Origin of the sequence: Pseudomonas sp. LG1E9, from assembly GCF_003290225.1 — a bacterium.
Lineage (GTDB): Bacteria > Pseudomonadota > Gammaproteobacteria > Pseudomonadales > Pseudomonadaceae > Aquipseudomonas > Aquipseudomonas cyclaminis.
Genome location: NZ_CP029983.1, coordinates 3,536,139 through 3,561,546, shown reverse-complemented (window position 1 = coordinate 3,561,546; position 25,408 = coordinate 3,536,139). Strand labels below are relative to the sequence as shown.

Annotated in this window: 18 protein-coding genes and 1 pseudogene; 16 read left to right on the top strand and 3 right to left on the bottom strand. The window is 55.4% G+C overall.

From position 1 onward, the window contains the following. Positions 1-178 precede the first annotated feature (178 nt). The 7 genes from DNK50_RS28820 to DNK50_RS16285 all read left to right on the top strand — a co-directional run bounded on the left by DNK50_RS28820 (position 179) and on the right by DNK50_RS16285 (position 6,463). Positions 179-319, top strand: coding sequence for a hypothetical protein (locus tag DNK50_RS28820; protein ID WP_158235027.1), 141 nt, complete (start codon positions 179-181; stop codon positions 317-319). 84 nt (positions 320-403) lie between these two features. Then, positions 404-1,390 carry a cupin-like domain-containing protein gene (locus DNK50_RS16300; protein WP_099584250.1) on the top strand — a complete coding sequence of 329 codons (987 nt, stop codon included), beginning with the start codon at positions 404-406 and terminating at the stop codon, positions 1,388-1,390. 149 nt (positions 1,391-1,539) lie between these two features. After that, on the top strand, positions 1,540-2,256 hold the full coding sequence (locus tag DNK50_RS28815) for a hypothetical protein (RefSeq protein ID WP_162633381.1): 717 nt from the start codon (positions 1,540-1,542) through the stop codon (positions 2,254-2,256). 53 nt (positions 2,257-2,309) lie between these two features. After that, positions 2,310-2,801 carry a hypothetical protein gene (locus DNK50_RS28810; RefSeq protein ID WP_162633380.1) on the top strand — a complete coding sequence of 164 codons (492 nt, stop codon included), beginning with the start codon at positions 2,310-2,312 and terminating at the stop codon, positions 2,799-2,801. A gap of 8 nt (positions 2,802-2,809) precedes the next feature. Then, positions 2,810-4,243: a hypothetical protein gene (locus tag DNK50_RS28805; protein WP_162633379.1), complete on the top strand. Its 1,434-nt coding sequence runs from the start codon at positions 2,810-2,812 to the stop codon at positions 4,241-4,243. After that, positions 4,236-5,219 (top strand): ThiF family adenylyltransferase, encoded by a 984-nt coding sequence (locus tag DNK50_RS16290; protein WP_143522414.1) that lies wholly within the window; start codon positions 4,236-4,238, stop codon positions 5,217-5,219. The genes DNK50_RS28805 and DNK50_RS16290 overlap by 8 nt, the downstream gene beginning before the upstream one ends. Beyond that, a complete protein-coding gene (locus DNK50_RS16285; protein ID WP_256592821.1) occupies positions 5,216-6,463 on the top strand; it encodes an MFS transporter in 1,248 nt (415 codons plus the stop codon). The genes DNK50_RS16290 and DNK50_RS16285 overlap by 4 nt, the downstream gene beginning before the upstream one ends. Positions 6,464-6,623: 160 nt before the next feature. Here the strand turns inward: DNK50_RS16285 and DNK50_RS16280 are convergent. Continuing rightward, positions 6,624-7,026: pseudogene (locus DNK50_RS16280) on the bottom strand (IS3 family transposase); the annotation flags it as partial. Between the two features lie 180 nt (positions 7,027-7,206). On the opposite strand from DNK50_RS16280, the gene DNK50_RS16275 reads away from it, so the two are divergent. Genes DNK50_RS16275 through DNK50_RS16260 form a run of 4 tightly spaced genes read left to right on the top strand, consistent with a single transcriptional unit; the run spans position 7,207 to position 14,086 of the window. Next, on the top strand, positions 7,207-9,924 hold the full coding sequence (locus DNK50_RS16275) for a type VI secretion system Vgr family protein (RefSeq protein WP_112195152.1): 2,718 nt from the start codon (positions 7,207-7,209) through the stop codon (positions 9,922-9,924). Beyond that, positions 9,921-11,828, top strand: coding sequence for a phosphatidylserine/phosphatidylglycerophosphate/cardiolipin synthase family protein (locus DNK50_RS16270; protein ID WP_112195150.1), 1,908 nt, complete (start codon positions 9,921-9,923; stop codon positions 11,826-11,828). The genes DNK50_RS16275 and DNK50_RS16270 overlap by 4 nt, the downstream gene beginning before the upstream one ends. Then, complete coding sequence (locus tag DNK50_RS16265; protein ID WP_112195148.1) at positions 11,828-13,111, top strand: sel1 repeat family protein; 1,284 nt, start codon at positions 11,828-11,830, stop codon at positions 13,109-13,111. The genes DNK50_RS16270 and DNK50_RS16265 overlap by 1 nt, the downstream gene beginning before the upstream one ends. 3 nt (positions 13,112-13,114) lie before the next feature. Beyond that, complete coding sequence (locus DNK50_RS16260; RefSeq protein ID WP_371929430.1) at positions 13,115-14,086, top strand: DUF6396 domain-containing protein; 972 nt, start codon at positions 13,115-13,117, stop codon at positions 14,084-14,086. Between the two features lie 150 nt (positions 14,087-14,236). Here DNK50_RS16260 and DNK50_RS16255 read toward each other — a convergent pair whose 3' ends face one another. Both DNK50_RS16255 and DNK50_RS16250 read right to left on the bottom strand, forming a co-directional pair. Continuing rightward, the gene (locus tag DNK50_RS16255) at positions 14,237-18,073 is read right to left on the bottom strand and encodes a hypothetical protein (protein WP_112195146.1); all 3,837 of its coding nucleotides are present in this window, start codon (positions 18,071-18,073) and stop codon (positions 14,237-14,239) included. 102 nt (positions 18,074-18,175) lie between these two features. After that, on the bottom strand, positions 18,176-19,192 hold the full coding sequence (locus tag DNK50_RS16250; protein WP_112195144.1) for an AraC family transcriptional regulator: 1,017 nt from the start codon (positions 19,190-19,192) through the stop codon (positions 18,176-18,178). Positions 19,193-19,322: 130 nt separating this feature from the next. Here DNK50_RS16250 and DNK50_RS16245 point away from each other — a divergent pair, with 130 nt between their 5' ends. From DNK50_RS16245 to efeB, 5 genes are all read left to right on the top strand, one after another. Next, positions 19,323-20,921, top strand: a complete 1,599-nt coding sequence (locus DNK50_RS16245) for a J domain-containing protein (protein WP_112195142.1) — start codon at positions 19,323-19,325, stop codon at positions 20,919-20,921. Then, the gene (locus DNK50_RS16240; RefSeq protein ID WP_112195140.1) at positions 20,918-21,910 is read left to right on the top strand and encodes a DUF3829 domain-containing protein; all 993 of its coding nucleotides are present in this window, start codon (positions 20,918-20,920) and stop codon (positions 21,908-21,910) included. The genes DNK50_RS16245 and DNK50_RS16240 overlap by 4 nt, the downstream gene beginning before the upstream one ends. A gap of 115 nt (positions 21,911-22,025) precedes the next feature. Beyond that, entirely contained in the window at positions 22,026-22,871 is an 846-nt protein-coding gene (gene efeU, locus DNK50_RS16235) for an iron uptake transporter permease EfeU (RefSeq protein ID WP_112195138.1), read from the top strand. Between the two features lie 10 nt (positions 22,872-22,881). Next, entirely contained in the window at positions 22,882-24,084 is a 1,203-nt protein-coding gene (gene efeO / locus DNK50_RS16230; RefSeq protein ID WP_112195136.1) for an iron uptake system protein EfeO, read from the top strand. 14 nt (positions 24,085-24,098) lie between these two features. After that, positions 24,099-25,406: an iron uptake transporter deferrochelatase/peroxidase subunit gene (efeB, locus tag DNK50_RS16225; RefSeq protein ID WP_099585261.1), complete on the top strand. Its 1,308-nt coding sequence runs from the start codon at positions 24,099-24,101 to the stop codon at positions 25,404-25,406. Positions 25,407-25,408 lie beyond the last annotated feature (2 nt).

Below are 25,408 nucleotides of genomic sequence, written 5' to 3'. Positions count from 1 at the left end.
TTGCGTAATACCGGCAACGTGATCTTTACTCTAGCAGTCGCTGACCAGTTCATAGATTACGCGGATCCTCACCGACAAATTCGGTTCTCCGGTGTTGTCCTAGAACGAGCAGTAATAATCAGCGACCGCTCAACCTAAAACCGGTACTACCCTATCGATAAACCAGTGAGAATATAAAATGAAAAATGAAGAAATGCTTGAACACACCTTAGAACCAGACAGTACTTTTTCCACAACCAATGAAAATGAAGATGTCTCCATCTTCATGGACACGGCAGATGATGAGTTGATGCTTCAGGCTGTTTTTAGCCGTTGTTAATAGTTCGCACTATGAAAAAAGGTCATTCATTATGAGTGACCTTTTAAAGAGCCGACAGCAACCCATCATGCAAGGATTACGCTCTTGTCAAATAAAAATATAATTCTTCTTGAGAGCATTGATGCTAGAGATTCAGTAGCATTCCAAAAAAACTATCTCATGAATGAAAAGCCAGTCATTCTAAAAGGAATGGGCAAGGACTGGCCTGCCATTAGGCGTTGGTCTGCAGCTTTTTTTAAAAGCACCTATGGGCATGTTGAAGTCCCTGTCTGTTACTACAAGACAAAACAGCATGAGCGATATAAAAACCAAGTCAAAATGCCTCTAAGTGAATATATATTTTTAGCAGAACAGGACGACCATTTCGACATTGACTCCGAGCGACCATATTTGGGCGGGTGGATCTATCACAAAGAGTTCCCTGAGCTTCTTGATGATATAGACATGACACTGCCTTGTTTTCCTGACAATTGGCTTTACAAACTACCGTCTTCCATCTCAATACCACCAACAAACTTACTCATAGGATATCAACATGTCTCAAGCCCGCTTCATACAGATTCTTTTTTCGTTAACTCTGTATTAACTATGATTGCGGGTGAAAAAAAAGCACGCATGGTGTCTCCACTCCATACATTTGCAGTTTCGAACGGACAAGATTTATTCAATTCTGAAATTGCTAACCAGGTACTTGAGCAAGGCGCAGATATTTTTGAAGGTGCAATATCGGCAGGCGATGCATTTTATATCCCCCCTGGGTGGTGGCATAACGTAATCAACTGTGGGTTCACTATTGCTGTTCAAAATTTACACGTAGACACTTACAGATTTCCACTTTTCGAACAACAAATGCGGGGTTTCGTTTTACCCATATTAAATAAAATCGAAGATTTAGGAAGGGATGCCAGAGAAGAATTATTTAAAGCAGAACAAGCACTACCCGCACCTTTATCTCATCAGGCTGGGGATTTTATTGAGCACGAGAAAAACTATATAGCGTTTCTTAAAAAATCAATACAAAAATCTGAAGATTATCTGAGCAGTTATTACTTACTGAATTCTAGCAATTAAAGAGCAACGTATTAGCGAAATCTAAATTAACGACGTATCAGCCTGACATTGACTTCCCACGACTACAAAACACCAACACAAACCAACTCAACGCAAAAATTACAATCAATTACTCTTGGCGAACTGCCGCAAGAAACGAAGGGGGCTCTATGGAGGAGAAAAATAATTTAATTAGAATTGCTGTGGACGCTCCCCCTGGATCATTAAGATCTCCTCGTAACTATGGAGCGCTACAATTAGCAAGTTTGGGAGCGTTACCTCCACGAGCACCATTGTCTACGCCACTCCCAAATGTGAGTATAGAAGGCGGCTGTGATATAACTATTGAGGATGAGGGGTATACATACATTCTTTCCCCCAAAGCCAATAATAGCCGAAAACTGGATAGTATTTCAGGTGCAGATTATTTAAACGGGCTTAATTATCTGGCTAGTCATGATGTTATCGTTCGCGATCTAATCATGAGTAAAGCAAAATTGGGTTTAACACAAGATGGCAGTACCATTATCAGATTTCAGGAAAAGACTCCAGCTTTTGAAGGGTTGCTATCATCCCCTGCTTGGATACCGTTCCGTAGTGATAAATGGCCGGGGGCACGACAAATCTGCGAAATTCCCCCTAATCGCTGGGAAGCTTTTTGCCCATATAATAGAGTCCCCTCCATCATAATAGACGTTGTTCGTAACCCCGAAGAAAACATCACTCTTTACGAAAAAGGAATCATCAACCAAACTGCAGACACAGCGACCCCATTCAACTCGACCCCATCGATAAAGGACAGCGCATCATTAAGAAAACATCTCTTAGATGCATTCTTGTATTTTCAGGTGAGCTTGTTGGAGATGGCAAAAAATCACTTCGCGTAGAAATTAAAGAAATTTTAAAAAACACCAACTGCGGAGAGCACGTAGGTTGGGCAATGGCATCAACACCATCTGATGATCCCGCACCGCTAATAGATTTAACAACTCTAGATTGGTCACCTATAGCATCAAGAAGTGGTCTTATTCTAGCATTTCCCGATTATTTTCCTAATGCCACGGTAGCTTGGTCTATTGCAACGACACTTCATAGAAATGGTATACCTTGCACTCCTATTTCTGACAGTTATTCAAATCCGAAAGTTAAAGCTGCCATGCGACTAATGATTGTTTCAGGCCCAACCGATGATGCTTGGGGTAGGTACGCGTCATTAGCATTATGCCCCGCCTGGAGAAGTGAATCCAAAGCCCAAAGGCTATATATATCCATATTAAAATCATCCATATTCGATAGTGCGCATAGACATTTACTTGATGAATTATTAGACGATTTATGTCCAAGCGTGATAATTGGTGCCATTCCAAGCATCTGCTTGAGCAATATTAACTTTAAAATTGATATGCCTACTGAGCCTCCCAAGCTAACGTGAGCGATTTTATGAATATAATACACACAAAAGTAGACCTACATATTCCTCCGCTAAATAGCTCAAGCAAAGTTTGCCGAGATATAATTAAAACTTTCGGCTTATCTGAAGAAGGGTGGATGGAGCAGCTATCAAGCTTAGACATTCCTGCAGAGGGGATCATTCTAATAACAGGGGCAAGTGGCGTAGGAAAAAGCTTGTTATTAAGAAATATTGCCCGGCACTTTCTAGCCACAAGAAACACACCAAATAAAATTGATGAAAACAAATCTATTGCAGAAATTATTTCCTGTGAAGATGCAGGAAAAGTCATCCGATATCTTTCAAAATTTGGGTTGGGAGAACCACGCATTCTGATTGGTCCTTTTTCTCAGCTATCTGATGGGCAAAAAGAACGTTTCCTTATTGCTTTAGCTTTACTCCAAGGAATAGGGCCACTTATCCTTGACGAGTTCACTACAAGATTGGACAGGCGTACCGCCCAGATTGTCGCTATAAATTTAGGAAAAATCCTTCGCTTTAATAAACAAGGTGCTTTTATTGCTAGTTGCCATAATGACATTGTCGATTTTTTAAAGCCGGATATTCACATCGAGCTTCACGCCAATGGAAAACACCGCGTTCTTAATAAAAAAGCAAAAAGCACCAGCATATTAGAAAGCCTAGAAATACAAATTAAGAAAGGCACTATAGACGACTATAAAGAGCTTTCCCGCTATCATTATGAAAACGACAATCCGAATGATATTGATATGTTAGCACCTCTAGTTGATCATGTTGTCACTGCTTACTCTAAAGGCGAGGTGATTGGTGTTAATTTATGTATTCGTCCATGGCCAAAAGCATTTGAGATATTCCCTGAGTTTTCAGAAATCAATAAACATATATTGCAATCTTTTCGGGTCATTGTGCATCCACAATATCGCGGCATCGGACTAACTAAAGCAATAGACATAATCCCAAACCCAGATACAAAAATACTATTATCATGGTCCGCATTTTCTTCGCATTACTCTTTCCCCATTCTTGCAAATTATCAGCGTTTAAATAGCCCGTTTGAAATAATGAGTCACGCAGAGACCTTGCTTCAAAATTTTGTTGAGCCACTACAAAAAAATAAAGAAAAATCACTTCACCTCATCATGGAGTGCACTCAACTCTGGCAAGAACTCACAAATGAAGAAAAAGCGACATTGAAGACACTGATTGTAAATGCCGCAAGTGAAAAAAGTTTGCGCCTAACTCTCTTTCAAAGAAAAATATCTGGCTTGGACACTTCTGCTGAATCCATCAACTTCATTAAGTCAATTTTTCTAAAGCTATACTCTAAATCTAGCAGTGCCATTTTGCCCATGCTGTTGGCTGAAACGGTTTATAGGCCGATGGCTATGTTTGTTAAAAACATAAGTGATAAAAACATCTCAGAGGATTTCTCCCTTGCTTAAAAAAGAAAACCAATGGGTATTACGTGGCGACGTTGTCATACTTGATGACGGAAATCAACTTAAATTGTTTGCAGAAAACGGCACAAAAATCATCAAGAAACTTAATTCCAGAACAACCGAGCTACTTCATCTACTTAGTACAACAGGAGTAGTACTGGAATTCGACAATGAGCCAGAAGGTAGTCTTCTTCGAAGGCTGAAAGATGCAAATCTAATTCATACTGCTCCTCCTTGCGGGATGACTCCTTTACAGACGATACAGTGGTCGTGGAATGAAGCTATTGCACCACACCAAGAAGTGAGTCAACAGCTAAAAAGCTCATCAATAGTAGTTGTTGGATGTGGAGGCACCGGATCTTTAGTTGCACAAAGCCTTGCAGGCTCAGGTGTGGGGTCCTTTGTTTTAATTGATTTCGACAAAGTCAGCATGAACAACCTTAATCGCCAATTTGTTTTTAGCGCTCAAGATATCGGCCAATACAAGTCCGACATACTTGCCCAGCGATTAATGGAGAACCAAAAGGTAGAGGCCAGACCCATCATATCCGAGATCACCTCCAGCAGGCAGCTAGCGAAATTAGCCAAGGGAGCAGATTTAATAATCTGTTGTGCTGATGAACCTAAAGGAGCGATTCAGAGTTACGTTGCTAACGCAGCAGTAAAAGCAGGCACGTCAGCACTGTTCGGTGCCGTTGGTATTAACAGCGGTATAATTGGTCCGCTTCTCAAAGATAGATCTTCACTTCAGATCTATCTACGCTGGCTTAGAAAGGTACACAGCGTTTGCAAAAAAATAATTATTCCTGCCCGCTTTCCGTCCAACGGAATAACAAATTCTATTATTGCTGACCTCATAGCTTGGGAAGCTTTTCAGTATCTGGCAAAAATTGGTCCTTCGAAGGTAGATGCATGCATCTTAAATTTTAACTTCAAGTCTTTTGAACTTACAAAAAAACAGGAATTCAGAAAAAAATGAGCGCATTGAATTTCATAAATAAAAAGAACGACAACTTATATTACTCCCTATCAATATTTATGAGCATGGACGTTCAGAGAAGCCTATTTGTACTTTACTTACTGCAACTGGGTATCACACAAGGAGAGATAGGCATCCTTCAATCTTTTCTATTTTTTTCTTGCGTAGCTTTAGAAATCCCATCTGGTTTACTTGCAGATCGATATGGTCGTAAAACGTCTCTTATAATCGGCTTTTCGGGATTATCTATAAGCGGTATTGGATTTTTATTATTTTCTTCCTTTATTCCTTTTGCAATTATATTCTGCCTGTTCGGCGCCAGCATTGCCATGAATTCCGGTTCAGACAGAGCATTATTGTATGATAATTTACTGGCTGAACATCGAGCTGATGAGTACCCTAAAATAGTATCACGCGCCCGCGCTATTGGTGCGATTTCATTAGGCTTATCTATGCTGCTTGGTGGCGCATTACAAGATACATGGTCCTGGGACAGTGTTTATATTTTTTTCGCAATATCAAAGATTATTGGTGCGCTTGTTGTCACATTAATTTCCGAGAAAAAGCTCCCGCCAAAGCCACTAAACTCAAATAAAAAAAGGGGCATAACGAATGAAAAAACAGAAAGCCTTTTAAATTCGCTAATTAGATTTTTTCGTTCTAAAAAAGGCGCCTTCCTTATTCCTTTATTTATTGGATATGCTTTATTCGAGCTTTCAACGATCCCTTTGTTTATCTATGGGCAGCCATTTTTTTTCATGCAGGGCTTGGAGGTACCTATAATTGCTGGAATCTATGCCGCAGTAGAAGCCATATCAGCGGTGATGTTCATGGCCGCAGGTTTTATTTGCGCTAGGTTTTCTCTCGGTGCAATTGCCTTTATCACTACCCTTATTACAACCTTTCTTATTGCTATCTTGGCATTAAATATAGGAATAATCACCTCAATTGCAAGCTTCCTTCTAATCATGTCACTCCCTGCTATATATGAGACCTCATATGAAACCTACATTCATGAAAACGTTGAGTCACGCATCCGAGCATCTTGCCTCTCTGTTGCGAATCTAATTAATTCAGTCATTATCGGTATCTCCTATACTGTTTTCGGCGGATTATTGGATGCCTATGGCTTCTCGTTGACTTTGATTATCGTTGCAGCTTCCTGTTTTGCTGGTTTGCTTGGTGTAAGCACAACGTTACTATTAGGTGGACAAAAAGCCCATTTAAAAAAACAGGAAGCTTGATTCGGCCCACGCTTTCTAGGGACACTCCAAGCTCCTGGCATAACGCTTTCAGTCCCTACCGGTGATAGCTAACGGTTGATGCTGTACTTCCGATTTCTTTCAGGAGCAAAGTATCATAAGGCTCGCTCCGCCTTCGGCGTTTTTCAAGGTAGTTGTCGCGTCAACCGTCTAACCACGCCGCTCTTTTCTCCAGGTGCTGCTCTCGACCCGGATTTAGCAGCACCGTTCCTACTGGCTTCCGGTTTCGCGTTTGTCCTGACCAGCGTTCCGGGCTCGTCTTTCGCGCTTGCTCGTACAGTTCGTGCCGCCGCGCCAGGATCTGATGACCCAGTTTGCGGTGCCGCTCAGAGGGTGTGACGAAGCGAATTCGCCTGTGCCGATGTTCGTTGTTGTACCAGCGCATAAAATCCCTCACCCACGCCGCGCGGGCAGTATTTCAGCGTTCTAAACAGCGACTCCGAGTAGGCGTTGTCGTTGCTTACGCGCGGCCTTCCACGGGACGTGGTAATGCCCAGATCGTACATTTTGCTCAACAGCGTCAGCGATTTCATCGGCGCGCCGTTTTGGACACTTATGGGAATGGTTTTGGCGGCCGACGTGCAGATGGACTAACGGAATATTGATGGTTCGGAGACGCGAAAACACATTCAGGAAGCGCCTGTCTCGTAAAGTCGAATTTTCCGACATTAATCACAGATAACAAATCTTTACTCTCCGGGCTTTCGCGTCCAGGAGTGAAAGGGATGACTTCCAGCTTATTACCGAGCGCTTTTTTCGATCACAGCCGCCACACCCTGAGCGTTCGCAACGTCAACGCCCACCTCGACGTCCTGGCCTTCAAAAGCCAGGAACGCCTAAGCGAACCGTTCGCCTACCACATCGAATTCACCAGCACCGAACGTGACCTCGCCGCCGAAACCCTGCTCGGCCAGCACGCCCGCTTCAGCCTGCACGCCCCGGCGCAAAAACTGCCCTTGCTGGGGCTGACGCCGCCCCCCATCAAGCCCCTGCGTACCCTGCGCGGAGTGGTCACCGGCTTCAGGCGCCAGTGCGGCTCCAACGACCAGGCCAGCTATGAAATCACCCTGCAGCCACGCCTGGCCCTGCTCGCGCGCGGTCGGCAGTTTCGCATCTACCAGCACCAATCGGTGCCGCAGATCGTCGACAGTCTCCTGCGCAGCCGCCACGACTTTGAAGGCCAGGACTTTCTGTTCAGCCTCAAACGCGACTACCCCAAGCGCGAACAGGTCATGCAATACGGCGAAAGCGACCTGGCGTTCATCACCCGCCTGTTGGCCGAAGTGGGCATCTGGTACCGCTTCAGCAGCGACGAGCGCCTGGGCATCGATGTGGTCGAGTTCTGCGATGACCAACGCTTGTACCAGTTCAACGTCGAGCTCCCATACCGCCCGCAGTCGGGCCTCGGCAGCACTGCCCAGGACGGCGTGTGGAACCTGCAATCGAACCACCAGGTGGTCGAGCAACAGGTGCATGTTCGCGCCTACCACCACCGCGAAGCCCACGCGCACCTGAGCGGCGAGATTGACCAGACTCGCGGCGCCAAAACCACCTACGGCGAGGCCTACCACTACGCCGAACCCTACACAGCGCTCGGTGACCGGCTGGATCAGGACGAAGACCTGCTCAGCGAAAGCGGCCACTTCTACGCACGCCTGCGCCACGAGCGCTACCTCAACGATCAGACCCACCTCGCCGGCATCACCAGCAGCGCCACCCTGGCCCCAGGCCAGGTGCTCAACGTTACCGACGGCGCCCCACAGGCCTTCAAACCTGGGGCAGTCATCACCGGCCTGGCCACCGTCGCCGCCCGTGACAGCAGCTTCATCGCCACCTTCGAGGCCATCCCTTATTCGCAAAGCGTGTGCTTTCGCCCAGAACTCAAGAACAAACCCCTGATCGCCGGCACTATCCCCGCGCGCGTAACCAGCAACCAGGCCAACGATGCCTACGCCCATATCGACCTGGAGGGGCGCTACCGAGTGAACTTCCTGTTTGACCGCGACACCTGGACGCTCGGTCAGGAAAGCCTCTGGCTGCGCCTGGCCCGGCCCTACGCGGGAGACACCCACGGCCTGCACCTGCCGCTGATCGCCGGCACCGAAGTGGCGGTGGCCTTCGAACAAGGCGACCCCGACCGCCCCTACATCGCCCACGCCTTGCACGACAGCCAGCACGTCGACCACGTGACCTTGCGCAACTACAAACGCAACGTCCTGCGCACCCCAACCAATAACAAACTGCGCCTGGACGACACGCGGGGGCAGGAGCACGTCAAGCTGAGTACTGAGCACAGTGGCAAGAGCCAGTTGAATCTTGGGCATTTGGTGGATGGTCAGCGCAAACCCCGAGGCCAGGGCGCCGAATTGCGTACGGATGGCCATGCCGCCATCCGTGCAGGCAGCGGGATCTTCATCAGTGCGGACGCACAGCCCAAAGCGCAGGGCCAGATGCTTGAAATGAGCGCAGCACTGGGCCGGCTACAGCAGGCGGGAGAACAGTTGGACGGGTTGTCGGCAGACGCCCAGGCAGCCCAGGCAGACCCTGCCGATGTAGAGGCCCAGTTGAAGTTGCTCAAGCAAGACCTGGAGCAACTCAAGTCGTCCGTGCTGATGTTCAGCGCGCCTGCTGGCGTGGCCATGACCAGCGGCCAGCACTTGCAGTTGGCGGCTCAACACAACCTGATGATCAACGCCGGGGCCGAGGCAGATATCAGCGTGGTCAAGCGGTTGTTTATCGGCGTGGGTCAAGGGATGAGCCTGTTTGTGCGCAAGCTGGGGATCAAGCTGATCGCCAATCAAGGGGCGGTAAAGATCCAGGCACAAAACGACAAGCTGGAGTTACTCGCGCGTCACGGCTTGGAGATCACCAGTACCGAGGACGAGATCCATATCACGGCGAAAAAGAAGATCACCCTCAACGCAGGGGGCAGTTACATCACCCTTGATCAAAGCAGCATCGAGTCTGGGACGTTGGGCGACTACCTCATCAAGTCGGAGCACTACGCGTTCTCCGGCCCCGCCAGCCTGAAAGCCGCACATCCCGAATATCCGCAAAACCTTTTCAAACAACCGCTGCGGCTCAGCATGCCGCAAACCCCCAATGCCTCTGATCAAGGCTGGGCAGGCATGCCGTACACGCTGTACGCCGACGGTATCGTGCTCAAGCAAGGCGTATTGGACAAGTCCGGGCACGTGTTAATCGACCACGCGGTCGTCACCCAGCAATACCGAATCGCGTTGGCCAACGGCGTGAGCTGCCAGATCCCGGTCCCCACCGACTACCGAAACGCCGAACAAGGCCATCTTGCCAATGGCGGCATGCATAACCACCGCTCGCAAGCCGACGCCGAGGTAAGCCAGCCCACCTCGCACACCGACCATCGTGCCCTGTACGCCGCAGCGATCAGCGCAATCAGTGACCAGGAAGGGAAAACCTCATGATTGAACCCGACATCATCAGCCCCGTCGCCCTGCAACACGCCCAGCAGGTCACTTGCACCCCGCCCTGGTACGTGCAGAGCACCGAATACCCGCCCGCGCTGGCGACCTATCAACCTCTGATTAACGGTGAAGAAGCCTTCAAGGCCGTGCACCTGGCGATCGCCCAGGCAACCAAAACGGTCGACATCATCTGCTGGGGCTTCCAACCGTCGATGTTCTTCATCCGTGATGGCCGTGCGCCGTGCATCGGTGAACTGCTGATGGCCAAAGCGCGGGAAGGGATTGAGGTGCGGGTGCTGGGCTGGGAAGCACCGTTTAATAGTGCTGGCTTAGGGGGTGAGGCCAACCTGCCCGGCAAAGGCCCGCTGCGTATCTCGGATCGGGCGCTGCAAAACGCCACGCAGGATCAGTACGCCTATGACCGCTATTGGTTTGCCCGCTGTGCGACGGCCGATTACATCGCGGCAGGGCTTAGGGCGGCGCGCAGTATTCCGGTATTTGTCGGCCGTGGTTTCAGCGTCTATGAGCGGGCTGAAATCGCCTATCAGGCCAAATACAAAAGCCTCGACCCGCAGCTCAGTCACAGCACGTTGGGCGCCCTGGCCGTCGCCGCGACTCACCATCAGAAAACAGTGCTGGTCGACTACGAACTGCCGGACAGCGCCGTTGGTTTTGTCATGGGCCACAATATGCTCGATGAGTACTGGGACACCGACCGGCACTCGGCGCTCAATCGCACCGAGGGCAGCAAACCTGCACCTGATTGCGGCCCCCGTGGCGATACCCCTCGTCAGGATATTTCCAGCCAGGTCAGCGGGCCGATTCTGGAGCACCTGCACCATAACTTCGCCAGCGCCTGGCGCAAGGAAACCGGCGAGGACCTGCTCGCATCGCGCAAGGCGATGGTGCTGGGACCACAACTGCAATGCACTCCCGGCGTCACCCGGCAAGTGGCGCAGATCCTGCGCACCCAGGCACAAGACGGCAAGCGCGACATCGAAAAGGTCTACCTGAAGGCGGTCAACAACGCGACGCAGTTCATCTACATCGAGAACCAGTACTTTCGTTGGCCACCGCTGGCCGAGGCCATCAAAAAAGCGGCGGCTGACCAGACCCGTGCAGGGCGCGATCCGGGCCTGCATGGCAACCTGCACCTGTTTGTGATCACCAATGCCAGCACTGACGGCGTAGGCCCTGGAAGCTTGAACACCCAGCGCATGCTCGAAAGCCTCGGGCGCGGTGAGACCATTCCTGAAATCACCAAGTTGCAGCGCATTGAAAGGGTCAAAGCCCAAGCCGAAGCGCAGACGCCGACCTTGGCGGAACTCCTCGAACGACAGGCCTTGCTCACCTTGACCAGCCTCACCGACGCACTCGGTGGTGGCGAGATGAGCGACAAAGCCCGAGAAGCCCAACGCGTGGCCGCCAGAAACAATGCCATTCGACAGATGGATCTCAGAGCAGAGATTGCGGCAATCGAAGACAGCACGGTTAAACCAGAATCGCGCCCCGGCCTGAAAGTGCACGTGTGCTCACTGGTTGCACCGGATTCGCCTGCCGGCAAGCCGTGGATGCCGGTGTACATCCATTCCAAACTGATGATCGTCAATGACGTGTTCACCACCCACGGCTCAGCCAACATCAATACCCGCAGCATGCAGGTGGATAGCGAGCTGAATATTGCCCATGAGTGGATGAGTGTGACGCGGGGGTTGAGACGACGGTTGTGGAACCTGCATACGGATGGGAGGGGGGCGCAGGATGATGCGGAGGAGGCGTTCAAGGCTTGGGATGAAATCATCAAAAATAACAAAGATCGCCAGGCAGATAATAAAACAGGAGTGCCCTGGGCCCCACTTATCGAATTTCATTACGGCGAAAAGACCGTGAAGGATCTTGACTGATGCGCAAATTCCTATTGCTGACGAGTCTGCTGTTGGCTGCCTGCGATAACGTCAGCCCCTCTATTCAATCGACCCAGGACATTTCCGTGAACCCTCTGACCGAGATCAAAGCCAAGCTGGACTTTACCTGTGTACATGAGCAGATCCCTGCGCCGTCCGCCGAAACCGATGAGCTGTTCCAGTACGCGCGCTGGCTACAAAAAAACAACCTGCTCAAGCAGGACAAAAGTGTGGATGCCGAGATCGAGCGCTTGTACCGGATTGCTGCCGAAAATGGCCATTACAAGGCCAATATCAACCTGCAAAACGGCACCCGGCGGGGCCACTTCAGGCTCTCTGGCGCGGATCAACTGCGCCTGAGCCAGCAACTGATCGACGCGAATGTAGCGACGGGGTACTACTTTATCGGCCTCTTTCTGAAAAACGGCTCGGCTGGGCTGAAGCAAGATGCGGCCATGTCGTTGCGCTATTTTCGAAAGGCGGCCGACCAGGGCAGCGCGCAAGCTCAGTACTCCGTGGGGGACAAGCTGGCGCCGAGCGACCTAGCGCCAGAGGTCGCCCGCCAAATGCGCCGTTGTGCAGCCGAACAAGGCCATGGTGAGGCTGCCGTTGAATTGGGTATCAACTTGAAAAACGGCGGCCGATACCACGAGGCACTTGAGATCTTCCAGATGGGCGTTGTAGCAGGTCACGAGAGCGCTGCTGGTTGGTTGGATGAGGCCTTTCGCGGTCACCCCTCATCCGATGGGTTGTACTACCTCGGCCAACAGGAAGACTTTGAACGCGCTGATCGCTATAAAACAATCTGGCGCGTGCTTGCGAGGTACTCGTACGCCGATCCAAAAGTCCCCGAAATCAACGAAATCCTCCCCCTCCCCCCCGCCAAACTCCCCGCCTGGGACGGCAAGCTGCAATGGCTGGAAGCACGCCTGGCCAATATCCCCCCGCCAAAACCCAGCGAAGCACTGATCCAGCAGCTAGCCAAGGCCAAACTCCTGGAACCGGCAACCGGCAGAGCCACCCCCGACTCTCCCGCGTTCATCAAGGCCAGCCACCTCGAACCCACCTGTTCCAGCGGCCAGGCCTGCCCGCAGACTGGCTACTGGCAGGCATTGAGCCTGAGTCGCAATGTTTACTCGCGGCTCACAGATGGCACCGTTCGCCGTTTCGAAGAGAACGAAATCATGCCCACGCTGAAGGTTCAGAGCCACAAATCCCGTTTTTTGCTGCCCGACATCATCACGGTCAGTGAAGAAAATATTGAATGGCAGCTGCTGGGGTAAGGTATGAAAAAAAGGTTCCTCCTGCTGGCAAGTCTGCTGCTCGCTGCCTGTGATACCGGCAGTGCCCCTGCTTACCGGCCCCAGTCCACTACCGTGAACCCACTGACCGAGATCAAAACCAAGCTGGCCTTTGCCTGTGTACACGAGCAAATCCCTACGCCGTCCGCCGAAACCGATGAGCTGTTCCATTACGCACGCTGGCTACAAAAAAACAACCTGCTCAAGCAGGACAAAAGCGTCGACGCCGAGATCGAGCGCTTGTACCGGATTGCTGCCGAAAATGGCCATTTCAAGGCCAACATCAACCTGCAAAACGGCACCATGCGCGGTCAGTTCAAGCTCCGTGGCGCGGATCACCTGCGTCTGAGCCAGCAACTGATAGAGGCGAATGTGGCGACGGGATACTACTTTACCGGCGTTTTCCTGAAGAACGGTTCAGCAGGACTGAAGCAGGATGCTGCTATGTCGCTGCGCTACATTCGAAAGGCGGCCGACGAAGGCAGCGCGCAAGCGCAATACGATGTGGGCGACATGCTCGCGCCGATTGACATCGCGCCTGATGTTGCCCGGCAGATGCGCCGTTGCGCGGCTGAACAGGGCAATGGCAATGCAGCTGTCGCTTTGGGTGTCGATCTTAAAATCGAGGGTCGGTACCAAGAAGCGCTTGAGGTCTTCCAGATGGGCGTTGTAGCAGGTCACGAAAGCGCTGCCGGTTGGTTGGAGGAAGCCTTTCGCGGTCATCCCCCATCTGATGAATTGTACTACCTTGGCCAACAGCAAGATCTTGAGCGCGCAGAGCGCTATAACGCGATCTGGAGTCTGCTAGCGGACTACTCCTACGCCGATCCCAAAGTCCCCGAAATCAACGAAATCCTCCCCCTCCCCCCCGTCAAACTCCCCGCCTGGGACGGCAAGCTGCAATGGCTGGAAGCGCGCCTGGCCAATATCCCCCGCCAAAACCCAGCGAAGCACTGATCCAGCAGCTAGCCAAGGCCAAACTCCTGGAACCGGCAACCGGCAGACCCTAACGATAAGGCTGGGCGCATCCCGCCATTCCCAGTCGCCCGGCAAAGCTGTGCGCGGCTCAGCCAAGCCGTTTTTTCCCAGTGCATTCGAACACGCGCTTCAATGCCACTTGAACACCTCCTGCACAACCTCACTGACAGGCCGTGAAGCATGAGGCCCGCGCCCCCCTGGCCGTGGAAGCCGCTCCAGCACCTGGACGATGTTGCCCGTCTGATCGTGGCGCACCAGTACAAAGCGCGGCAAAGGTGTGCTGCGTATTGCACGCTTGCGAATAATTCTGACGGGCAAGTGTTCGGCGATCACGCCGCCATTGTCTTTGGCCTTTTCCAGCGCCTGTTGAATCGCTTTCACGTTTTCCTCGTACAACGCCCGGTTGTTTTTAGCCTGGTCCAGCAACGCAATGCCAAACAGGGTCGAGTCGGCGTTATGCGCTTGGGGCGCCTTGGCGAACAAGCTCAAGGTCGCCTCCTGCACCTCGTCACCCAAGTGGCGAAAATGGTTGGGGTCCGTTGTTTTTCCCAGGTTGAGCAGGTCTGCGATGTCCTCGCGCCCCCCCTTGATCGCGCCGGAATACACGTAATCCTCATCACCCGGAAATCCATGGGCCTGTTCATGGATCAGGGTGTTGGCCATAGCCTCATCGCTACGCCCCATGTAGCGGTAATAGTGCGTGGCGCCGTCCACATTCACTTCAATATATTTTTCCTGAAGGTTGCCTGCCTTGTAGCGGCTGTAGGACGACGGCAGGAGCTGGGCCTGCCACTCGGGACCCTCGTTTTCAAGGAAGTTGATGTTGGAAAGATCCAGTTTATCCAAGTCCGCTTTCATGGTGCGCTGCTTGCGCGTAAAGGCAGCTACTGCATCATCGGAGTCCGAACCGAAGAACGTTTTGCACACAAATTTGAGATCTTTCTCCAACTCAGGATCGGACAACGCACGCAGGGCGCCATTGAGCCGCTCCCGGGCGATGGGCAGTGCCCGTTCAATGGCTTGACGGCTTTGTTCAAGCGGGGTTGTTGCGGTGGACGCTTCGGCGGTCGCCAGGGTAGGCAGTTGAGCGGGATCCTGTGAACGCAGATGCTCACCGTCAACAGACGGCCTGCGCATTTTCCGAGGACGCTCGATGGTAAAGGGCCGGGGGCCCAGTTGGTCTTTCAGCGCGGTATTCCAGGTTGTACGAAGCTCACCCAAGGGCTTGCCCAGACGAAAGAAACTGCGCTTGCTCAACCATTCGTAGCCTTGCTGTAACGGTTGCTCCAAGCCCGCAACAGGATTGAACAGGCTATGGGTCAGCTTGCCAAACGCCCTGGTAGCCGCCGACACCCTGGACAATGCGGTTTCTGCCCGACTGACAGCCTGTGCCCCTTCCACAGCCTCGCCCGCAACCACTGAACCGATCATCAAGGCGTCGAGTGCGCAGCCGGTGAGCGCGCCAAGGTCGGTCTTTACGCGACCGGAGGAGATGTCGTCATAGCAGCCCTTAAAGGGAATAAGCAGGTTTTCAATCGTCTGTACCGCTTCTTGCGTGCGTGCCTCGAAACGCTCACGCGGCGTGGAGCCCATAGCGGAGCCCAGGAGTTCCTGTCGATTGAGCACCAGATCATGGCGCCGCACATAGGCGGCAAAATCCCTGCTCTTCTGCGAAAAATATCCGCCGTCTGCCATTAATCCACGCCCGCCACCGGCCGGCAGGGTTTCGCGCAAGGCTCGTATCTGTACTTCGGACTCCGCAGCCCCTTGGCCGTCCACATGGGATTGCAGTTTTGTCACCCACAGACGGGGCACGACAGCTTCGCCTCGGGCCAGTGTCTTCAGGAACGCCGGACGCTCGAAGTACTCGCCCCTCAAGGGCCAGAACTCAAAACACTTTGCCTCTTCACCCTGTCCCGCCTGGACGATAAAACCATAACGCCCCTTTACGCGTTCCTTTTGTTCATCCGCACTGCTGATGGAGTTTCCCTCGGCAGTGATGGACTCGGCCTCCACCCTGTAAAACGTCAGTTCTTCTCGCTCCAGCAACTGTCGGTCCTGGAAAGGCATTTTGCTGAATAAGTCCTTGATACGTGTAGTGATGGCCGAACTGAACGTGTCGACACCCAACTTTACAGACTGCTCGAGTCGGTCTTTGGTAAAGCGAAGCCGATCAAAACCCGATTGCAGATCGGCGAGATCCCCGGCCACGTCCACCGTAATGCCGCCAAACGGGCCGTTGGCCACGTGTTGCGCATACTCGCCACTCTTCAACGCGCCCATCATATGCAGGTCAATCAAGCTCAATTCATACTCGGGGTCGGCCATGAAAAAGGGCATCGGATAGGTGTCTTTTTGCACGGGTTTTTCCAGGTCCCGCTTTGGGAACGCCACCTTGAGGTCCGCTTTTGCCAATTCTCTGCGTGTCAGGGGAGCCGTCTGCAGGGCGGCGGTGGCTTTATGCGTGGTCTCGATATAGTCGTTGTATTTCTGAGCGCTCTTGCGCAGATCTTCGACGGTGTAATGGTCATCCGCGCGGCCCACGATCACACCATTGAGCACGCCCCAATCCAGCAACGGATCGGCCTCGGCCGCCAGGAAAAACGGCATCAGCGCGGGTATTGGCGGCTGGAGAGCCGCACGCTCCAGCACTTGAGCATACGTCAGGGTCCGACTCGACCCTGGCGCGTGCGCTTCAAGCAGGGCAACGGTTTTTCTCAACACCAGCCAGGCGGGAGAACCTATGTGCAGGGTGTCCGGGGTATCACGCACCAGAAACTCTGGCGCGACAGTCGCCAGAAATAGATGGCTTACAGCGTCCACGGCGTCCGGATGCACGCCTTTGCTGTGCACAAGGTGCGATTGCAGGTCGTTGCGAACATCGGCCATCTTGAGCCCGGTATTTTGTACCGAGTACACGTCATAACCCGCCACGTGATTTCTCCGCTGTCCCAGGTGCGGATCAATACGTAAAAGGTGCGCGGTGATCAGCAACTGATTGAGCTGTGTTTCGCGTAAACCAGCGCGGGGAAGCTTCAACCCCTCCAGCAAACGATGCTGGCGATACACATTGAGATTCTTCTGACGGCGTAATAGCCCAGGGATGCGCGCATCGACACTACCGGAAAGAGACTGGAGTTGGTCCAGCCACTGTGGGCCGACGAAGCGTTCAAAAGACTCCACCAGCGTTTGGCGGTCTTCCAGGCTCAGTTTCAGCGGCGCGTCCAGCGCCAGCCATGGCCCGGTGTAGTTGCCCATCGGCGGGCTGGCCGGAAACGGATGGCGCTGCCAGCCAATCAGATTGCGAATGGCCCCGGCCGAGCGGAGTACGTCCTGCCCGTCTGCTTCGGGTAGCATCACACGCAGTACCTGCAACGCGTCGACTTCGCCCGTGGAGTGCAGAACATGTCCGGTGGTTTGCGCCATTTTCAGCAGTCTGTCGAAGAGTTTCTTCAAGCCGGGTCGGGCCGATACATCGTCGCTCATATCGATCCAGCGACCTGCACTGCCCGACGCCTGCAAACGGCCATCGCAGATGCGTAGACGGGCGGTCTGGCCGTCGATTCCATGGTTGCGCCAGAGCACCTGCATGCCTGGACGATTCGCCAGGGCTACCAGAACCTTGCGCCCACGTTGAACGTCAGTGGCCAGCGTGGACCCCGTGACGCTTGAAAAACGGATGTCCGCGAGGTCGATACGGTCCTGATCAGCCTTGCCCTGCACGCCTTGCTCCAAGGCAACGAGCCAGCGTTCCTTGTTTCTGGCATCCAGTACAGCCGTGTCGAGCATGGCTTGTGAAAAATCGCTGATGCCCTGCAATTGGCTTGGGATGTGATGAAGCAGCGTCGAAGGGCGTAGCAACGGTTCTGGACGGTTGACCTCAGCGGAACGCTCTGGCTGAGTGCGGGTGGCGGTAAACAGCAAACCTACGACAACAGGCTCAGGGGTAGCAGCGACCTTGGGCATTTGGGGAGCACGCTTTCACGATTGAAGAGTGCCTACCCTGCCGCAGGGAATCGTATGGATGGGATAGGAAAAGTCTTGGCCGCCAGCAGTCCTGTGCGCTGTTTAACGGGGCTCCCCCAAAATCAAACTCCGATAGTGCCCAGGATTGGACCCCGCCCACTTGCGAAACGCCTTATAAAACGAACTGGTGTCGGCGAACCCCAACCGCGCGGCAATCTCGGCAAAGCTGATCTGCGGTTCTGCCAGCCACACAATCGCCAATTCCTTGCGCACACTGTCCTTGAGGCCCTGATAGCTCTGCCCTTCTTCCGCCAGACGTCGGCGCAGGGTTGAGGCGGAGATGCACAAGGTGGCCGCAAGGCCTTCGGTTTCCGGCCAGGTGTCGGCGGGCATCTGGCGCAGGTCGTGCTTGATTCGGTTGGCCAGGCTGTCGGGGTCGCGGTATTTGACCAGGATGTTGGCCGGCGCATGGGCCAGGAAGCGCTTGAGTTCTTCCGGGCTGCGCTTGATCGGCAAATCGAGGCAGTCGGCGGAAAAGATCATGCGAGTGCGCGGTCGGTCGAAGCGCAGGTTGTCGGAAAACATCACCTGATAGTCATCGCAAAAATCCGGCGGTGGGCAGCGCAGTTCAATGGCCAGGATCGGAATGCGCCGTCCCGCCAGCCAGCAGGCCACGCCGTGCACGATCATCCAGTAGGTGAAATAGGTGAAAGCGCGACTGGGCTCATCTTCAGGCTCCAGCAACACGATTTCCGCGAGGCTCTGTTGGCGCACCAGTTGGGCGGGCATGCGTTCCAGCATCAGCGAGAGAAACCCCAATCCGGTCTCCAGGCTGGCGGCAAGCGTGGGTTGCGCCACGCAGGCGCGACAGAGGAACGCCAGGCTGCCGGACTTGAGCTTGCGCGGGTCCATGCCGAAGAACTCATCGTCCGTGCGCCGGGCCAGCAGGCGCCATAGCCGTGCATAGGCCGTAGCCGGAATGCGCGCAGCCGCCTGTTCCAGCAACCCAGGATCAATCCCGACCTTGCGCAACACCTCCACGGTGGCCGCACCGGTTGCGCAGCTCTGCAGCAAGGCCTCGCGCACGAGGTGGAGGGAGATGGTGTCTTTTTCCGACATGGGTGCAGTCCGTGCCCTGTGTGACGTGAAGTGCGGCCATCTTAGGCAGTCACGCGGCAAAAGAGTAGGCACCGGGGGGCCGGTCTCGGGTATTCTGCGCCGGGATTTTTACCGACAGGGAGTTGAATCGATGAGTTGCTGGGAAGTACTTGGGCTGCCGTCCGACGCCGATACCCGCAGTATCAAGCGCCAATACGCGGTGTTGCTCAAACAGCATCGCCCGGACGAAGACCCTGTCGGCTTCCAGCGCCTGCGCGAGGCCTATGAGCACGCGTTGCAGTGGAGCCGTTATGAGGCGCCCGTCGAAGTGCCGCAAGCCCTGCCGGTCGACACCGTGCAGCCAGCCGCCGCCGAGCCCGACACGCGCTACGACCAGGCGCAAGCCCTGGTGGCCAATGCCACGCCGGCCAATCTCGCGTTTCTCTATCAACAAGCCCAAGACAATGAATGCGCCGAGGCATTTGAAGCCTTGCTGCTGCAACGCTGCCTGAGTGGCACGGAACCCGCGATTGCGGACTGGGCCGTGACTCACCTGCACTGGCTCAGCCCCTGGCAGCGGGAAACGCCGGCGCGGCTGCCTGACTACCGCCTGGCCGCGCTGCTGGAGCAGATGTTTGCCCAGGTCGAGCACCAACTGACCGAATTGCTTGATCAACAACAGGTCGAGGCCTTCACCGCCGCCTTGATTGACTTGCATAACACCGAATGGCTCAAGCCCCTGGCGCGCCATGCACGGCTCAATGACGCGCTGGCCCGTACGCTGCTGGCCAGCAGCTTCTGGTCCGAGGCGCTGTTCGACACCCTGTGCACTGAGCAGGCCTGGTCCGATCAGTACCTGGAAAACCGCTGCCCAGAGCCCGAGTGGTCGGCGTTAAAGGAGCGCAACGCCCTGGAGCGTTTCAAAGCGCAGGCCTACCACCAGGCCAGCCTGAACAGCCGTGACCCGCAGGCGCGCGCGGCCAGGTTGCTGTTCGGCGAGCTGACGCTGGAACAACGCCAACGCTATGCCCGGCGCTTTGGCGAGTCCGATTGGAACGCCTGCCGCACCCTCAGCGAAACCCTGCTCAATCAATACCCGGCGCTGTGCGCGCAAATGCCCGATGAGGATCCTTACTTCTGGCGCGACTGGGAGCGCATCAGCCGCCCTTGGCCAATGTTTGTGGCGCTGCTGGGCATGGCCGCAGGCTGGGCGATCCACGACCAGCAACTGACCGACCACACCTTGATGGAATCCCTCGGCATGGCCCCGACCTGGGCCTTCCTGATCGCCATACCGGCGCTGCTCATCCTGGCCATCTGGCGTCCGGCTACTGACGGTTACGGTGAAATCGACGAGAAGCTCGCCGCGCACCTGTCGCGCTGGCTGAGCTTTCGCCGGCCGCCGCCGTTGGTGATCCGCGAGATTCTGCCGTGCTGGGTGCTTGGCCTGCTGATCTGGATCATCCTGGGCAATTACGCGTTCGCCGGCTATGTGCTGACGCTGCAGGGCCTGGGGTTGGCGCAGCGCGTACTCGGGCGACCGTCGATACGTGCAGCGCTGACGTGGCGCTGGCCTGCGCGACCGTCGACACGCCAATGGGCCATCGGCCTGGGCCTCGGCGCCCTGCTGCTGAGCGCCGCGCTGATGTACGCAAACAGTCAACGTATCCACCGTGACGAGGGCTTGCAACCGTACCTGATGAGCCCTTGCAGTGGGCTCAAAGCGGGCGCGCCGGGGTGTACACCATGAACCGCATCACCATTGCCGCCCTGTGCACCCTCGTGCCCCTGACGCTGAGCGCCGTGGGCCTGCTGACGAATACCGATCTGCTCGCCCCACTGAAAACCTGGGCCAACCGCCAGGCCGCGCTTGAACACCAGCAAGCCCAGGCGCTGCGCCCGGTGATCGATTGCCTTAACCGAGTCGACAGCAATTGGCGGTTGGCGTACTTCAACTACCGCAATCGCAGCGCCCGCGCCAACGACCCCAGCCTGGATTTCATCGAGCGTTTTCCCGAGCTGTACCAGCGCACGCAAGGCCCTCAATTAAGCCTGCTGGACTACGACGCCAAGCGCCCGGACCTGTGCCTGCTGACGTCCTCGCAAAGAAGCGCGCTGCGCAAATACCTGCCGAAGGTCGCCGCGCTTCGCGATGACTATATGGACCACCTGCTGCAGGTCTATTCATCGGTGAAGGAGTTCGACTTCTACCCCAACGCAACCACTCCTGGCCTCGCCCCTGCGCAGCGAGCGATCAGCGATGCGCGGTTCTTCCCCGTGGCGGAAAAATTCCTCGCAGTCTCATCCGAACTGCGCGCCGCCGTGGACAAAGCCGACCGCCAGATACGCTTGCAACAACTGCAGCACTTGCAGGTCCGTGACAAACACCAGATGGCACTTATCTCTGGCCTGATCCTGCAAACCCGCGACACGATGCACAGCCTTGACCCGCGATCCCCCCAGCAATTGACGGATGCGTTGAGCGACTTACAGCAAACCTGGGATTACGCCCAGCGGTACCTGCGCCCCAATCAACCGACCTCCGAGGCCGAGGCCCAACGGCTGTGGCAGCAGATTAAACAACCCGGTTACGCCTACCTCGGCGCGCTGCAAACACTTGCCCGGCATTCAAGCGAAAACCCCGACCCAGAGCGGCTGGACGCTGATTACTTTGAAACTCAACGGCGCTTTGACTTGCTGGTGGATACCTATAACCAGGCCGTCGGGCAGGACTACTGAACGGCCTTCTCAGGGCCGTTCAGCCCCTGTTCAGCAAACGTCAAGATTGGCTGTTTAGTAATGAGTATCATTATGTTACAACTTAGGCTCCTATCTAGTTACGTTCTGGTGCCGAATGCTTGTCCCCTTTCTCATCATGCTGCGCGAAGGCATTGAAGCAGCATTGATCGTTGGCATCATCGCCAGTTACCTGCAACAGACCGGCCGTGGCCAGTGGATGCCGGCGGTGTGGATCGGGGTATTTCTCGCCGCTGCGCTGGCGTTGTTGGTGGGCGGTGGCCTGGAGTTGGTCAGCGCCGAGTTCCCGCAAAAACAACAGGAACTGTTCGAAGGTATTGTCGGCCTGGTGGCCGTGGGCATTCTCAGTTCCATGGTGTTCTGGATGCGCAAAGTGGCGCGCTCCATCAAGCATTCGCTGCACGCCTCTCTTGATCAGGCGTTGACCGGCTCTAAACACCAGGTCACGGCATTGATCCTCATGGTGTTTTTCGCCGTGGCCCGTGAAGGTCTGGAAACCGTGTTTTTCCTGCTCGCCGTGTTCCAGCAAAGCGAAGGGCCGGGCGCGCCGATTGGCGCCCTGCTCGGCCTGGTTTTGGCAATCATCGTGGGTTTCCTGATCTACACCGGCAGCATGCGCCTGAACCTCGGCGCGTTTTTCCGCTGGACCGGGCTGTTTATCCTGGTGGTTGCCGCCGGCATCCTGGCCAATTCGGTACAGGCCCTGCACGAAGCCGGCGTGTGGAACCACCTGCAAACCGTGCTGTTCGACTTCAGCGCCGCGTTGCCGATGGACAGCCCGCTGGGTTCGGTGCTCGCTGGCATGTTCGGCTATCAGGAAACGCCAACCGTCAGCACCCTGGGGGCCTACCTGATTTATCTGGTGGTGGCGCTGGTGATGTTCTTCCTGCCTGCCGCACCGGCCAAACCCGCCCACACGCCCTCTTCCGTTTCCAGCCAGTAAGGACCGTCTCTTGTCCAGCCCAACGCCTCAACCCGCCTCGCCTCCCCGCGCCTTGCGCTGGGCGGTGGCCGGCTCGGTGGTCGTGATGATCGCCGCCGGTGGCCTGTTTTATTACGCCTCGCAATTGGCCGCCGCCAAGCGCCAGACCAACAGCAATGAAATCGCTGTGACTATTCATGGCCACGCCTGCGAGCCCAATGCACTGACAGTGCCGGCCGGGCGTGCGAGCTTTCGCATCATCAACCGCTCCGACCGCGCCGTGGAATGGGAAATCCTCGACGGCGTGCTGGTAGTCGAAGAACGGGAAAACATCGCCCCCGGCCTGAGCCAGGTGATCAACGCCAACCTGCTGCCCGGCGACTATGCGATCACCTGCGGCCTGCTGAGCAACCCCCGTGGCACCCTGCATGTGACGCCGACGGCCGCCTCCGATGCCCAGGCCAAGGCCAAGCCATCAATGGTGGCGTTTATCGGCCCGCTGTCGGAGTTCCGCGTGTACTTGAGCAGCCAGGGCAGCGCGCTGGTCAAGGCTGCGACCGCCTTGCAGCACGCCATTGACGCCGGTGACCTGACCCAGGCCCAGGCGCTGTATGTGCCGGCCCGTGAGGCTTACCAACGACTGGCACCGGCCTCCCAGCGCCTGGCCGAGCTGGACAACGCAATCAACGCGCGTGCCGACTATTTTGAAAAACGTGAGCAAGACCCGGCCTTCAGCGGTTTCCATCGCCTCGAATACAGCCTGTTCCAGCAACGCAGCCTTGATGGCCTGGCCCCGGTGGCGCAGCGCCTGGTAACGGATGTCAGCACCCTCAAACAGCAATTGCTGGCCCAGTCCCTGCCGCCGGAGCAGTTGGTCAGCATCGTGGTGCGCAACCTCAACAGCCTGGCCGATGTGCGTGCCGTCAGCGGTGAGGAAGAACGCTACAGCCATGTCGACCTGAATGGTTTTGCCGCCAATCTGGAGGCTGCGCACAAGGTGGTCGAGTTGATGCGCCCACTGTTGACCAAGTCCGCCGCCGACCTGTTGCCGCATATCGACAGCGCCCTCGCCGCTTTCGATGCCGAACTCCAGGGTTTCAAGGTCGACAAAGGCTACGCCACGTACGACAGCGTCACCGCCGATCAGCGCAAGCAGATCGCCGACAAGGCCAAGGCTCTGGCCGTTGCACTCGATGGAATCGACCCCGCCCTTGGCCTTTCCGGCCTGCAGTGAAGACGACCGCACACATGAGTGATTCAACACCGTTTGATCTACAACGCCGCCGTGTCCTGCTGGGCATGGCCGCCACTGGCGCCGCGATTGCCGGCAGCAGCCTGAGCTGCCCGGCCATGGCCGCCACCGCCCAGGAACAAGTCACCACCGCGCCGCGCAGTGACAAGACCCAGGACCACCACGACTTTTTCGGCCAGCACCAAAGCGGCATCGTCACCCCGCGCCCGGCGTGCGGCATGCTCGTGGCATTCGACGTGTTGGCCAGCGACCGCGAAGACCTGGAGCGCCTGTTCCGTACCTTGAACGAACGCATCAGTTTCCTGATGACCGGCGGCACCGTGGCCCAGATCGACCCAAAGCTGCCGCCTACCGATTCAGGGATTCTTGGCCCGGTGGTCACGCCGGACAACCTGACCATCACGGTGTCCGTCGGCGAGTCGCTGTTCGATGAGCGCTTCGGCCTGGGCGTCGCCAAACCCAAGCGCCTGAGCCGCATGGTCGGTTTCCCCAACGACGCGCTGGAACCGGCGCAGTGCCACGGCGACCTGAGCCTGCAATTTTGTTCCAACACCCCGGACACCAATATCCACGCCCTGCGCGACATCGTGAAAAACCTCCCCGACCTGTTGCTGGTGCGCTGGAAACAGGAAGGCAGCGTGCCGCCCCAGGCCCCGGCCAAACCCGGCGAGCCGGCGCAGAGCGCACGCAACTTCCTGGGTTTTCGTGACGGTTCGGCTAACCCGAACTCCAACGACGCCAAGGCCATGGACCAGATCGTCTGGGTGCAAACCGGCAGCGACGAACCGGCCTGGGCCGCCCATGGCAGCTATCAGGCGGTGCGCATCATCCGCAACTTCGTCGAACGCTGGGACCGCACGCCCCTGCAAGAACAAGAGAGCATCATCGGCCGCGTCAAGACCACCGGCGCGCCGATGGATGGCCGCCAGGAAAGCCAGGTGCCTGACTACAGCAAAGACCCGGAAGGCAAGTTGACCAAGCTCGATGCGCACATCCGCCTGGCCAACCCGCGCACCCCGCAGACTCAGGCCAACTTGATCCTGCGCCGGCCGTTCAACTACTCCAACGGCGTCAATAAAAACGGTCAGCTGGACATGGGGCTGTTGTTCATCTGCTACCAGGCTGACCTGGAGAAAGGCTTTATCAGCGTGCAGACCCGGCTCAACGGCGAGCCCCTGGAGGAATACCTCAAGCCAGTCGGCGGCGGGTACTTCTTCACCTTGCCGGGCGTCACCGGCGCCAAGGATTTCATTGGCCGCACGCTGCTCGCCGCCACGCATCCCCAAACCACTGCCAACACCTGAAA